Source organism: Pseudoalteromonas sp. NZS71_1 (assembly GCF_015864305.1).
Lineage (GTDB): Bacteria > Pseudomonadota > Gammaproteobacteria > Enterobacterales > Alteromonadaceae > Pseudoalteromonas > Pseudoalteromonas arctica.
Genome location: NZ_JADYXM010000012.1, coordinates 48,372 through 61,267, shown reverse-complemented (window position 1 = coordinate 61,267; position 12,896 = coordinate 48,372). Strand labels below are relative to the sequence as shown.

Here is a 12,896-nt window from a genome sequence, read left to right as displayed (position 1 = left end):
GCGCAGCGAAACCCAACGAACCTCCAATACCCACGCCCCCAATAACCCCACATTATATATTTGAAAACGTAGGTCGGATAAGCGAAGCGCCATCCGACACAGTAGCTTATTTAAGTTTCGGCGAATATAAATAGCTAATTTATATGATGTTAAAAATAGTAAAAGAAGGCGCTAATTAATTATGATGTGTGAAGTCAAGATTTGACCCGCTGGTTCAGACCCCGCTGGTTCAACACCGATAGATAGCTGAAACATACCTAAGTAGAACAAGCCTCGATCATCTATATTTGCTTTCTTGATTGCATCAAGACCACTCAAAAAAAGCAGATTTAGTTAAATGTCTTTCCTGGGACAATAAACGGTATTCCTCACCAAACATTTTAAAGCTCCTACCTGCGACAAGTTAAACTTACTCTACATAAATAGTAACTTGTTGTTATTAATATATTGAAATTTATAGTGTTAATAATAAATTTTAAACTGTAATATTAACAAAGTCATCTAATAACATTTTAAATTTATGGTCGTTGGCAGTTATAGAGCTAACTTTATAAGGAAATCGAGTGACAAAATCAGAACCCAAGAGGAAAAAGCCAACAGAAAATATGGGGCTTGTTTTATTTGATGAAGTAAGTGGAATTTGTCCTCAATGCACTAAACCTTTAATGAAAAAAGGGAAGGGGCAAATGACTAAGCTTTATGAAGTTGCTCACATTTATCCACACAGTCCACGGCCTCATGAAGAGATATTACTTAAAGATGAGGTTCGCTTAAACAGTGATGTTGATCATGAAGATAATTTAATTGCACTATGTCGTGACTGTCATAAAATTTTCGATAATCCACGTACAGTTAAAGGTTATCGTGAAGTTGTAGCTATCAAAATTGAACTACAACGATTAACGAATTTAAAAAATGGTTGGTTTGATAGCTCTATTGATAAAGAGATGAATGAAGTGATAGAAAGACTCACCTCATTGAGTGGCGAGGCACTTGCAGAATTATCCATTGATGCTCTCAAAGTAGAGACAAAATCCGATAACACTTTAGAGTTTTTGGTTAAGTTAAAAATACAAAATAATGTGAAGTATTTTTATTCTGAAATTAAATCTAAATTCGCTGAATTAGACAAAACATGCCCCTATACTTCCGACACTATATACAGCCAAGTAAAAACATATTACTTGAAACTTAAAAAAAACGGGTTAAATCAAACCCAAATTTTTTCAGCTTTAACTGATTGGATTACAATAAATACTGACTGTAAGAACATAAGTGTGTCAGAGATACTTGTATCTTTTTTTGTTCAAAATTGTGAGGTTTACTCATGATCACACCAAATAAAACAATTCCATTTAAAGACTCTATTGTCTTTAAAATGACATACATTTTAGATATTGAATTTGATGAAATCTTATTAATCGATCTATATAAACTCACAAAGAAGAAGTTTTTAGGTATTGAGGAGTTTATATATTCACTTGATACTCTTTATATTCTGGGGAAAATTGATATGGATACTGATATAGGGAAGATCAAGAAATGTTAAAAGAACTAAGATGTAATCAATTAATTAAAAGCAAACTGGAGTTTAGTAATGGGCTTAATGCTTTAGTTGGTGCGGATGACGGTACTAACTCGATAGGGAAATCCTCTGTATTAATGCTTATTGATTTTGCTTTATCAGGTGATGATTTTATCAAATTGTGTTCTGATGTCATTGAACATGTAGGTACTATCACCGTAGAAATGGACTTTATATTTAGCAACCAAAAATACAGTTTCTCTAGAAGTACAAACGACCCAGAAGTAGTACAGTACCTAAGTGAAAAGGATAAACCAGAAAAATCAATTTCCATATATAGGGCTTTTCTTAGTGAGTATTACAGCTTTCCTGAAGGGGCTGCAAGTTTTAGATCTGCTGTTAATCCATTTTTTAGAATATGGGGTAAAGATAACAACAATCCAAACCGACCATTAAATTCTTTTCCAAACGAACCTTACTCAAAAATAAAACCAAATATCCTAAAATTATTTTCATTTTACAGTGCAGTGAAAGATTTAGAAAAAGAAAAGAAAAAGACTGATGATAAAAGTAAAATCCTTAAAGGTGCATTTGATGAAGGCTATTTACAATCACTTAATAAAAGAGAAATAAACAAAAGTGAAAAAAAACTACTGGAAGTTGAAGCTGAAATAGCAACAATGAAAGCAAGTATTGAAAGTTTTTCCATAAATGCTAATCAGATTATTAATGATGAAAATCTAAAGCTAAAATCCACAAAGGATGGCCTCGTTAGTTCATTATTTCAGACAAAGAATCGACTAAACAGAATTGAAAACAATCTAAAGTATGGGAACACAATCAACAAGAAAAATTTTGAAAAGCTTTCAAATTATTTTCCTGACGTGGATGGTTTAAAATTAGCGAAAGTTGATCAATTTCACTCAGGTGTAACTAAGATTCTTAAAGCTGAACTTAGAAATGAAAAAGACTTGTTAGAGGAAAAAATTAGATTAGTTGAATTAGATATTAATGACATAGATAAAAAATTAATTAGCTCTTTGAGCATGTTAGATAAACCCTCTGGTATAGTAGATAAGTTATTAGAGCTTTCAGTAGAAGAAAAAGAGTTACGTGATCAGCTTAGATTTAGGGATTTAAAGTCAATAATAGATACAAAAAGTGATGATCTTTCGAATCAAGTAACTCAAAAACTAGTTACATCATTGAGTAATATAGAAGACCAATTAAACTTAACCATGTCAAAATATATTGGTAAATTTTATGAAGGTAGCCCAGTAAACCCTAAAATATCTTTTTCTGAAACTAGATATGATTTTAGTCATAATGACGACTCAGGTACAGGTAAAGCATTTGCAAACATGATCGCAATGGACATGAGTTTTCTTGAAAAAACGTATTTACCTATTTTAATTCACGATTTAATTGTCTTTTCAAATATTGAAGATCATGCGTTAGAAGAGATTTTTAATACATATACAACCACTAAAAAACAGGCTTTCATAGCCATTGATAAGTTAAGCCGATTTAACAAACAAACTCAAAAATTAGTTCTACAGAATAAGTTTTTGGCTTTAGATTCAGAAAACTTAGCTTTCAATGAGTCGTGGAAGAATAAGTAACCCTATATTAAAAATAGGCTGCTTTATGCTTATGAGCAGCCCTTAATTTTCAGCTAATATAGTTCACCGCATACTTGTGAGATGAGTTAAGTATTTGATTAAATGGCTTTAATCAAAAGTAGCATTATATTCATCTTCTTCATCGTCTAAAACACGTCTTAAATCAAAGATGATCTCTAAACATAACAACAGCTCATTTTTGTTATTTTTTTCCATTATATCAACATCAATTCGCTTAATTAATTCGGAATATAAAACTGATGTTATTTTAGATAAAGAAGATCTCATAGCATGTTGATGTTCACATAACTCCCGAAGACAAATTATATTTCTCTCTAAGTTTTGTGATTTTATCAGTTCTAGTAAAATTGAGAGCAACATAAGACCATAAAAGTTGCAATGTATAGCCAATGAGTAAGGGTGATTAACCCATGCTTGTTCGGATAAATAGTCATGCCAACCATCACTATTTATTAACGCTTTCGACAGCGCTAATTGCACCTCTTTATCAGTCAATTTAATATCTTCTAAATAACAAGTCGGAGGGGTATTCCCAAACCTACTTTCAACATCGAATTTCTTTTTGACCGCTGTAAGCTCGGAATGTACTTCGAAAAAGTGTGGGCTTGATAACTTGTTAAAAATATCTATTTCTTGATTTTTTATGTCTAGTTTCAATAATGAACTTAAGGTTTTTTTATATTCATTTTTCCCTATATGCTTTCTATAAAGGCTTTGTACAGCCCCATCTTTCAATAGTGCTAAATCATCATGTGCTCTGTATGAATTATTTAAAATATTAGCAAAGTAAGAATTTAAAGCGTTTTTAATATCGGCATCCGAAATCCAACTTAATATTCTCATTAAATTAGATTTATCATTATTATTAATGTCGTGAATTAAATTAGTTTGAGGATATAATTCTGGGTTCCACCCTTGGAATGAACGTACGATATCAATCACTTCACTTTTATGCCGCCCAAATTGATTAAAGCTGATTTCATTTATTAATTTGATAAAGAAGTATCTTCGTTCAACTTCAACATTCGTATCGTGTGATTGATTCAAATTATAAAAATAATTTGGCTTTTTTTCAGTCTTTGAATATTCCCATACAGGCCAAAAAGATAAAGCATTAATTGCGGAAGTAACAAACTGGCTGTTTAGCTCAATAATATCATTATAGGTATCTTCTATACGCTCGTTTACCCAGTGCTCTTCAGACGTTATTGGGTGTTCAATTGCCTCTGAAAAATCATTTTTTGCAAGAGCTTGATAATGAGAGTGCTTATTTTCCCTCAGTCTTGAATGAAATATAAGTGATATTATTGCCCAAGCGGTACCATTTTTTGGATCAAGTTCTGTTGATGTAATCAGTGCTGTTGAAGCTTGTTCGTGATCTCCTAACTCAAAGAATTTCTCTCCTATTTTTTGATAAAGTGTTGAGTCCTGCTCATTGTTTTCAAGTTCATTTTGATACTCAAGTAATTCATTCCAAGCACTCAATTTAAAAGTATTAGTTAAATCCAATACTTCACTATTATTACTATGTATTTGCATTAACTCACGAAGACTATCTTTAGTAATATCTACGACTTTTTTGTTTAATACAGCATTAGAAAAAATAGGTAATTCTTTTAAACTACTTTTGGATAGTTCAATATTCTGTTTAATGGTTTGAGTATGCTTAATGACATTTGATTTAAAAAACTTGTCATCAATTCCTTTTAAAAGTTCTCGATATGCAGGAAAAGTTGTTGCAGTACCTCTACCAAACAAGCCTGAATACTGTAATAAAATAGCTAAATTGTCGATTAGCACCTTTGCTTTAGGAGAAACATAAGTTTTTTCTGTTCGTCTATTTTCACTTTCAAAATCAGATCTTTCGTCAATTATAAACTTATCTTTAAACCCTTCTTTAGCTTTTAAAATATCTCGTACTTTATTTGATACAGCAGTTGCATTATTAAAGCCCAGACTCTTGACTACGTCCGTAAGTGCTAGTTTATGAGCATCCATTAGCAAGTTCCTTTTCTTTTGATATTTTTAATTTTTCTGTCGTAATAGTTATGTTTACCAACAAAGAAATCTCCTGAATCAGTCCATAAAACCCGATAATTAGTGCTAATCTTTATTGAATAATGGTTTTTCATACCAGCTAACTTTTTACTTATTTTATGTTTAGCGCCAGCAGTGTTAATCAATGTTGTCGCTTTTTGTAAGACCCAATTAGGGCACCTTCCTAAAACAATAATTTTATTTATTTTCATTTTCATTTCCTTTGGTTGTTAGTGAAAATGAATCATCAGGGATACCAAATTGGCAGCATAAAGTTATTTATGATTAATTTAACATTAAGTTAGAATCGCTTGATGAGGGTTATTTTAAAGTATACGGATTCGTCGGGATCAAATCTCGACTCCAGTCATCAAAATTATTGACTATCTACTTATCCCTCAATCATGCTTTCACTTAACCTAAATATTTAATAACCAGCATAAAAAAAGCGTTGCCCTTGAGCAACGCTTTTCTGTATTTGTCTAATAGCTGGTAGCTAACTTACTGTGCCGCTAGCTTATTCTGCTGCGAGATTACTCTGCCGCAAGATAATCCAAAACCACTTGATGGTGATCTTTGGTTTTAAACTTATCAAATAGGTGTTTTATTTTACCGTCTTGGCCTACTAAAAATGTTAGGCGGTGAATACCATCGTACTCTTTACCCATAAACTTTTTGTAACCCCATACCCCAAATGCTTCTGCAATGGCGTGGTCTTCATCGGCTAATAAATCGAAATTAAGCTCTTTTTTAGTTTCAAAGTTTTTAAGGCGCTTAATTGGATCTGGGCTAATACCTACAACGCGGGTATTAAATTTAGCAAGTTGTGCTTGCTCATCGCGTAGGTTTTCGGCTTGTACAGTACAACCCGGCGTTGACGCTTTAGGGTAAAAGTACACAAGCACTTGTTGCTCTTTTAACAGCTCGCTTAATGTTACTGTTTCGTCGTTTTGGTTTTGTAGGCTAAAAGCAGGTGCAGTATCGCCAGCTTGTAATGGACTAATTGTGTTCATGTTTAGCATCCTTAACGAATTCGTTTAAAAATATAATCTACGTTTAGTGTGTGAGAAAGGCTCTCAAAACTAATTTTAAATTGATCTATATCTACATCAACTGGAATATTAAATTCGATTTCACAACGCATTTTCATGTCGACTTTTTCATCGAATGTGTCTGACTTTAATGAACAAATGCTGATGTTGTTATCGGCAAAAAAGCGCGTTACTTTGCTCAATGTGCCAGGGGTGTCTATGCCAGTGTATTCTAGGGTGTAACCTGCACAAAACTCACTAGGAGTATGACTCGCTGTACGCTTCATCATGGTTAGCAGGCCAAGTTCCATGGCTTTAGTAGGCAGTACGTGCTCTATGCGGCTTATTGCCGACATGTCGCCGCTGAGTAGCATTATGAAGGTAAATTCGCAGCCTAAAATAGCAATACGGCTGTCAATAATGTTGCAGTGGCAGTCACTAACCAGTTGGGTTAGTTCACTTACAATACCGGGTCTGTCTTCGCCAATCGCTGTTAAAACAATTTGATGATTTGAAAATGCAGTCATGAGTTCAAATACCTTGTTACTTGGATTATATCAACCGAGTTGGCAACACCAAAAATACACACGAGAAGTTGCACGGCGGCGAAGTTTAACACAAAAAGGGCTCTAAACTACAGCACACGCTAATTAAGCGCTTTTAAAGTGCGGTGTTTCTTGTTTTTACTGGCACGGGAAAGTACCATAGCTAAAATTTGCTTATTTGCGCTTAGTTTTATTGCTAAGTAGAAGTGCTGAACTTTATTGCATTTAGGCAGCCAAATAATAAATGTAAAGTTAATATTGATTTTACACTGAACCAAATCGGCATTACCCACTCATATATTTGTTAAAACAATTAAAGGGTATGCTAAGGAGAAATATCTGTGCAGTATTGGATCCCAAAAGCACTTGCAGTAAGTGTATTGGTAAGTTTATCAGGGTGTAGTGTATTTATTAATAAGGCACATGACGAACGTAACTATCGTACGCATGAGCCTGTAAAAGCACCAACGTCGTTATCTCAACCAGCTCAAGACCCAGTTTATAAAATGGATGTAGGTCAATACGACAATAATCCTGAAGCTACAAATTACCGCCCACCGGCACAAGTATTAACAATTGCTAAAGGCAGTTGGGTAGAAGAGACAGATAAACAAGCGCGTATTTATTTTGATAAAAACGATGGCATTGCTGATTTAGATGAATTTCTTTGGGATACGATTCAATCGGTACTTGCTGATAATAACGCGGGCACAACTAAAGAAGATAAGCTACTTGGTATCATTGAAACTGATTGGTACTCAATCATCAAAACAGAAGAAAGCTTTTGGTGGTGGGGCGATGAAGTTAACGATGACTTAGAAAAGTTTAGATTCACTATTGAAGAAAAGTCACATCAGCGTACTGCGTCTTTACGTGTAGAGCTGATAGACTTTAAAGGCGACCATACACTTACTGATTTGTTAAAGCAGCAGTTAGAAGTACGTGCGCTTAACCAAGTAGTGAGCGAGTTTGATTACCGTTACCGTCAACTTGAAGTTGATATGCGTAAACGCCAAGGTATTATTTCTCTTGAAATGGGCTTTGATAACAAAGGTAATGCAGCACTTGTAACTGAGCAATCTTACGAAGCTGTGTTTGATCGTTTCTCTGGCTTTTTAGAGCGCTTGTCGTTCACTATTGTTGAAATTAACCCAGATACGGGCTTAATTACTGCTGATTATACTAAACCGGAAACAAGCGTTTGGGATTCAATTTGGGGTGATGACGTAGCTCAACTACCTATTGATGAAGGCCAATACCAAATTTTAGTAAGTAAAACTAAAGAAGGCGGTACTAGCTTAACGTGGATGGATGACAAAGGCGAAACGCTTGAGCCAGGTACTATGAATGGTTTACAACAAGCATTAGAAGCAGCACTCATTCAGCGCGGCATTAAAATTTAAATAATAATAAGTTTTACCACAAAAAGAGCGCTATGCTCTTTTTGTGGTTTTTATAGGTTAATAAATATGTCTCAGCTACCTCATCGTTCACACTATACGTGGCGCACTTGGTTTACTTTTTTGGTTCCTTCGTTAATTGGTGTGTTTTTATTTATGACACCCATTAGTACCTCGCAAGGAATGACCATTCCTATTGCCGTTATGGCAAAAGCGGTTCAAGCAATGATGCTTGGCTCTGCTCAAGCAATTATTACTCTCATTATTTGTATTACAGGGGTTATTTCTGTAATTACTAAAGTGTTTAAACCCGCCGCTATATGTAACTCACCTTTGTTAAAGCATTTATTTGACGTGAGCTGGACATGGCTGGTGGTGCGCTTATTTGGAATGGCGTTTGGTTTAATGACGTACTTAAGCCTAGGTAGCGAGATGATTACCTCGGCCAATACTGGCGCGTTGGTATTAAATGACTTATTGCCAGTGTTGTTTTCGGTATTTATTTTAGCGGGCTTATTACTGCCGCTATTAATTAACTTTGGTCTACTAGAGCTTGCTGGTACGTTAATGACTAAAGTAATGCGCCCTGTATTTGGTGTGCCTGGTAGAAGTGCGGTTGACTGTACTGCATCGTGGTTAGGTGATGGTAGTGTAGGTATTTTGATGACTGCAAGGCAGTACGATCAAAAGCACTATACACAACGCGAAGCAGCTATTATTGGTACTACGTTTTCAGCGGTTTCAATTACGTTTAGTTTAGTGGTGCTTGGGCAAGTTAAACTTGAATACCTATTTGCACCGTTTTACGCAACGGTATGTTTAGCCGGTATTGTTGCCGCAATTATTGTGCCGCGATTACCGCCACTGCGTTTTAAAAAAGATTTATTGATTGATGGCACCGAGCCAGATAGAGACGCTGAAACAATTCCGGGTCATAAAACTTTATTTGGTCATTCTTTAGATGTTGCATTAGCTAAAGCAGATAACTCAACGGGTGTTAAAGGTACTATAAAAGAGGGCTTACATAACGCGCTTGATATGGTGTTTGGTGTATTGCCTGTGGTTATGGCAGTAGGTACATTTGCACTGATTATTGCTGAGCATACGCCTATATTTCAGTATTTAGGTATGCCGTTTGTGCCATTTTTAGAGTTATTACAAGTACCCGAAGCGGCAGCAGCGTCGCAAACTATTATGGTTGGTTTTGCTGATATGTTTATTCCGTCAATATTAGCAGCAGGTACAATTGAAAGTGATGTAACGCGCTTTATTATTGCCGCAATGAGTGTAACTCAGCTTATTTATATGTCTGAGGTGGGCGCACTTTTACTTGGCAGTAAAATACCGGTAAATATTTTAGAGTTGTTTATTATATTTATTTTGCGAACGCTAATTACTTTACCTGTTATTGCGCTAATGGCGCATTGGTTAGTAGGCTAAATTAACGAAAATATAATTAAGCGAATCGGTATTGTTAAAAAAGCCCTGATTAATCAGGGCTTTTTTGTGTCTGTTGTATTTTTAATATTGGCGTTGGGCTTTTTAAACTCCGTTTTTGCAGAGAGTCTAATCAGCGCAATATTACCAATGACAATAGCAAAAACAACGGCGACAATAATTATAATATGCCAAGTTTGCATCGCAGTATCACTTAATATTTAGTACGTTTAAGTGTGACCGTTTTACGCTATAACAGCAATTAAATTACTCAAAACATAATCAATAACTTTAAACACAATCAATAACTTTAAACACAATCAATAACGTTAAAAGCGTCTAGCTACCGAAAGTGTTAAAAAGTTAAGCCCTGGGTTTGGCTCTTTAAAGCCTGCGTTTGAGTAGTGAATAACTCTAAGGGCAACGTTAGTGTGGCCAAAGTCGGCAACGAGCCCTATACGGTCTTCAAACTGGTAGTGAGTGCTTATGTTTTTACCGGCAAACTGCGTCTCATCAATCAGTGATACACCAATTCCTGCTTCTACATAAAATGGGGTGTTGTTAAAACTAAAGGCAGGAAATTGCAGCACAGGTGACATAGCAAGTACTAGGTTTGATTGTGTTTCATCGCCGTGGCGGTATTCCCACATGTTTACGCTGGTTTCAAAGTAAAAGCGAGCATCGCCAATAAGGTTTTGCATACTAGGTGCATGATACTGATACGCAAGCTTAACGCCGTTTACGTTACCTTCGCCTTTGAGAAAATCAACAGCATAACCATGGTTCGATTGAGCAAAAGCAAGTTTGCCAAAAAGTGAAACTACTAATGCAAAAGAGATAATAAGTGTTTTAAGTGACGTTTTCATAGGTGCCAAATGTTTGTTTGATTTAAGTTGATAACTAAATGATAAGGGCGACCTATTAACAATTACAATGAGGACAAAATGCCGGTTGTATATGGCCTGTTAATGGAGGTTTCTAACTGCTTGAATTTATTTTAGTTATTTTATTGGTGCGATTTGGGCATTAATAAGTTGCTTATTTGTGCCTTTTTTATTGCGTATAGTTCGCGTAAATTACAGCCATCTTAATCACACAGACATATACAATTATGAAACTCTTTAAACTATTCGTTTTAGCCACTGCTTTTTTTAGTAGTTCGTTATTTGCACAAACTCAGCAATCGCCAGACCAGTTACTTGAATCAGTAGCCGATAAGCTATTTGCAGACATTGGCCAAGTAAATTCAAAAGGCACAGCAAGCAAAGACGCGATGGCTGCCATTGTTGAAAAACGTTTAATGCCACATATTGATGTTAAGTTTGTGTCGTTTAAATTATTAGGTAAACACATTAAAGGCATTGAGCGCGAGCAGGCAGTTCAATTTATAGATGCAATAGAGCATTACTTAACAGGCACATACGCTGGTGCACTAATGAAGTACACAGGTCAAAAAGTAGTATTTGAGCGTAATAACGCAAAAAGTGACTCTGAGTACGCAACAGTTAATACACAAATTATTGAGCCAAATGCGCCTACAATCGACTTAAGTTTTAAGCTTCGTTTAGGTAAAAATGATGAGTGGAAAGTATACGATATTGTTGCCGAAGGCATTTCACTATTAAGTGCTAAGCAAAAAGAGATTATTCAACGTATTTCTGAAGTGGGTTTAGATCAAGTTATTAGCGAGTTAAAAAGTAAATAGACTATTTGTCTGGCTCTGATTAAGCCCAACTCCAACCTCAAAAACGGCCAATTACTTATGTACTTGGCCGTTTTTATATTTGTAAGTAAAGGATTGTTGTTATTGCGTAATTTTGCGCTAGCAGCAAAACAAAGGTGTGCTAGAATATCGACACTTTGATTAAGCGTGGTGTCAGCTAAAAACTGATATAACTTACCACCCCCAAGCCACACTGGAGTTGTGTTGTTTTAATGGAAAATGTACTGATTTGGCCAAAGGAATACCCATTACTTATTAAAGGACTGGTAGAACAAAACGGTGCCTTTATTTTAGATGCTTTGGAAGCTTGGCCTGCTTGTCGTTCTACAAATGAAGACGATGGTGTATGCACCACCGTGTTACCGCCTATTTATTATTTGGCATGGCTAACCCCGCTAGAACCATTTGAAGAATGTTACTTTCAACATATCTCTGAATATGACGAAGACGCACAAGCGTATATTAGTGCGGTTAAAAGCCATTACTACGATAATGAATACACCCCTGAAAGCTTAGTGCTTATGCTATGCCAGCGCCTTGAAAAATACGCAAGTGTGGCTGCACAAAATACCATAGATACGCCACTGTCTTTAGTCGATTTGTTTTTTAGTAAACGCTATTTCACGTTAATTGAGCATGCGCTAAATAATAAAAGTAAACTTTCGGCAAAAGATACATTAGCCCTTTGGAAAGAAGTTGATTTTAGAGAGCGCTTAAGTGCGTTTATTCCAGAGTCTATTGCTGATTTAGATACTCTTTCTGAACTTGCCAGCGAAAAAGTGGCAGCGGGTAAAGACTATTTTACGTTGCTTACACAGGTTTCTCCTGATGTTGACTCTGTTGTACTGCTAGAAAAAGCATTATTAACGCACCTGCGTAAAAAAACAGCCAAGCAAACAATGGCAATGCGCTTTATTGAGCAAGGGGCTACAGGTGTTCTTGCTGATGAAAACAATAAAACAGCTTTTATGTGGGCCGCCGAAAAAGGCTTTGTAAATGTGGTTGAAACGCTACTTGCAAAGCAAGACAAAAAAGCGGTTGATAATTTAGGTAACACAGCACTTCATTACGCTGTATTTGCTAAAAATGAATCGTTAATGGTGCTGCTTATTAAAGCGGGCTATAACTTTAGAGCGCGCAATAAAGAAGGTTTAAGTTGTTACCGTTTGGCGGTTAGTATTAAAGCTAATAACTTAGTTAAATGCTTAGAGCGTGACTTTGGTATTAAAGAGCTTTCGCCAGAAGGGCAGTTTGATCGAATTAAAAAAGTACATGTGCTGCACGCTATTGTCACTATATTGCTGCCTTTGCAGTTGTTCTTCTTTTTTGATGAAACACTCTCTATTAAAAGTGAGCTGACGCTGAGTTTAACTATGGCGGCAGTGATTTGTTTTTTCTTTGCGACCACTTTAAAACGCTGTGCGTTATATCCACATATTAAACACCCTTGGGGCTTATTTGTGCTTAGAGGCTTTTCGTTTATTAGCTTAATTGCTCAAATAGGGTTGGCGAGCATTGTGGTGCTAGCTGCCTTAAGTGATTTGGTTTAGTCACT

At 35.6% G+C, this 12,896-nt stretch carries 13 protein-coding genes; 7 read left to right on the top strand and 6 right to left on the bottom strand.

The annotated features are described in order from the left end of the window. Window positions 1-563 precede the first annotated feature (563 nt). Genes I6F43_RS15770 through I6F43_RS15760 form a run of 3 tightly spaced genes read left to right on the top strand, consistent with a single transcriptional unit; the run spans window position 564 to window position 3,147 of the window. The gene (locus I6F43_RS15770; protein ID WP_197103104.1) at window positions 564-1,331 is read left to right on the top strand and encodes an ABC-three component system protein; all 768 of its coding nucleotides are present in this window, start codon (window positions 564-566) and stop codon (window positions 1,329-1,331) included. Then, window positions 1,328-1,549, top strand: coding sequence for an ABC-three component system middle component 7 (locus I6F43_RS15765; RefSeq protein WP_197103102.1), 222 nt, complete (start codon window positions 1,328-1,330; stop codon window positions 1,547-1,549). Before I6F43_RS15770 ends, I6F43_RS15765 begins: the two co-directional genes overlap by 4 nt. Next, a complete protein-coding gene (locus I6F43_RS15760) occupies window positions 1,543-3,147 on the top strand; it encodes a DUF2326 domain-containing protein (protein ID WP_197103100.1) in 1,605 nt (534 codons plus the stop codon). Before I6F43_RS15765 ends, I6F43_RS15760 begins: the two co-directional genes overlap by 7 nt. Window positions 3,148-3,255: 108 nt before the next feature. Here the strand turns inward: I6F43_RS15760 and I6F43_RS15755 are convergent, their stop codons facing one another. The 4 genes from I6F43_RS15755 to I6F43_RS15740 form a co-directional block, all read right to left on the bottom strand. After that, window positions 3,256-5,166: a tetratricopeptide repeat protein gene (locus tag I6F43_RS15755; RefSeq protein ID WP_197103098.1), complete on the bottom strand. Its 1,911-nt coding sequence runs from the start codon at window positions 5,164-5,166 to the stop codon at window positions 3,256-3,258. After that, complete coding sequence (locus I6F43_RS15750) at window positions 5,166-5,417, bottom strand: ParE family toxin-like protein (protein ID WP_197103096.1); 252 nt, start codon at window positions 5,415-5,417, stop codon at window positions 5,166-5,168. Before I6F43_RS15750 ends, I6F43_RS15755 begins: the two co-directional genes overlap by 1 nt. Window positions 5,418-5,738: 321 nt before the next feature. Next, complete coding sequence (gene bcp, locus I6F43_RS15745) at window positions 5,739-6,218, bottom strand: thioredoxin-dependent thiol peroxidase (protein WP_002963124.1); 480 nt, start codon at window positions 6,216-6,218, stop codon at window positions 5,739-5,741. A gap of 11 nt (window positions 6,219-6,229) precedes the next feature. Continuing rightward, window positions 6,230-6,763, bottom strand: coding sequence for a glycine cleavage system protein R (locus tag I6F43_RS15740; protein ID WP_002963123.1), 534 nt, complete (start codon window positions 6,761-6,763; stop codon window positions 6,230-6,232). A gap of 359 nt (window positions 6,764-7,122) precedes the next feature. Here I6F43_RS15740 and bamC point away from each other — a divergent pair, with 359 nt between their 5' ends. Continuing rightward, on the top strand, window positions 7,123-8,184 hold the full coding sequence (gene bamC / locus I6F43_RS15735; RefSeq protein WP_002963120.1) for an outer membrane protein assembly factor BamC: 1,062 nt from the start codon (window positions 7,123-7,125) through the stop codon (window positions 8,182-8,184). A 66-nt stretch (window positions 8,185-8,250) separates the two neighbouring features. Next, entirely contained in the window at window positions 8,251-9,621 is a 1,371-nt protein-coding gene (locus I6F43_RS15730; RefSeq protein ID WP_007583911.1) for a YjiH family protein, read from the top strand. 53 nt (window positions 9,622-9,674) lie between these two features. Here the strand turns inward: I6F43_RS15730 and I6F43_RS15725 are convergent, their stop codons facing one another. Then, on the bottom strand, window positions 9,675-9,821 hold the full coding sequence (locus I6F43_RS15725) for a DUF2897 family protein (RefSeq protein WP_197103094.1): 147 nt from the start codon (window positions 9,819-9,821) through the stop codon (window positions 9,675-9,677). Window positions 9,822-9,947: 126 nt separating this feature from the next. After that, window positions 9,948-10,484, bottom strand: a complete 537-nt coding sequence (locus I6F43_RS15720) for an acyloxyacyl hydrolase (RefSeq protein ID WP_002963116.1) — start codon at window positions 10,482-10,484, stop codon at window positions 9,948-9,950. 245 nt (window positions 10,485-10,729) lie between these two features. Between I6F43_RS15720 and I6F43_RS15715 the strand changes: the two genes are divergently transcribed. Next, window positions 10,730-11,323, top strand: coding sequence for an MlaC/ttg2D family ABC transporter substrate-binding protein (locus I6F43_RS15715; RefSeq protein WP_197103092.1), 594 nt, complete (start codon window positions 10,730-10,732; stop codon window positions 11,321-11,323). Window positions 11,324-11,553: 230 nt separating this feature from the next. Beyond that, window positions 11,554-12,891, top strand: a complete 1,338-nt coding sequence (locus tag I6F43_RS15710; protein WP_010555074.1) for an ankyrin repeat domain-containing protein — start codon at window positions 11,554-11,556, stop codon at window positions 12,889-12,891. Window positions 12,892-12,896 lie beyond the last annotated feature (5 nt).

Bases quoted from the DNA above. Each gene is read 5' to 3' on its own strand.
- I6F43_RS15730 (WP_007583911.1), top strand. From the start codon at position 8,251: ATGTCTCAGCTACCTCATCGTTCACACTATACGTGGCGCACTTGGTTT.
- I6F43_RS15720 (WP_002963116.1), bottom strand. From the start codon at position 10,484: ATGAAAACGTCACTTAAAACACTTATTATCTCTTTTGCATTAGTAGTT.
- I6F43_RS15710 (WP_010555074.1), top strand. From the start codon at position 11,554: ATGGAAAATGTACTGATTTGGCCAAAGGAATACCCATTACTTATTAAA.
- bcp (WP_002963124.1), bottom strand. From the start codon at position 6,218: ATGAACACAATTAGTCCATTACAAGCTGGCGATACTGCACCTGCTTTT.
- I6F43_RS15725 (WP_197103094.1), bottom strand. From the start codon at position 9,821: ATGCAAACTTGGCATATTATAATTATTGTCGCCGTTGTTTTTGCTATT.
- I6F43_RS15740 (WP_002963123.1), bottom strand. From the start codon at position 6,763: ATGACTGCATTTTCAAATCATCAAATTGTTTTAACAGCGATTGGCGAA.
- I6F43_RS15760 (WP_197103100.1), top strand. From the start codon at position 1,543: ATGTTAAAAGAACTAAGATGTAATCAATTAATTAAAAGCAAACTGGAG.
- I6F43_RS15765 (WP_197103102.1), top strand. From the start codon at position 1,328: ATGATCACACCAAATAAAACAATTCCATTTAAAGACTCTATTGTCTTT.
- I6F43_RS15755 (WP_197103098.1), bottom strand. From the start codon at position 5,166: ATGGATGCTCATAAACTAGCACTTACGGACGTAGTCAAGAGTCTGGGC.
- I6F43_RS15750 (WP_197103096.1), bottom strand. From the start codon at position 5,417: ATGAAAATAAATAAAATTATTGTTTTAGGAAGGTGCCCTAATTGGGTC.
- I6F43_RS15715 (WP_197103092.1), top strand. From the start codon at position 10,730: ATGAAACTCTTTAAACTATTCGTTTTAGCCACTGCTTTTTTTAGTAGT.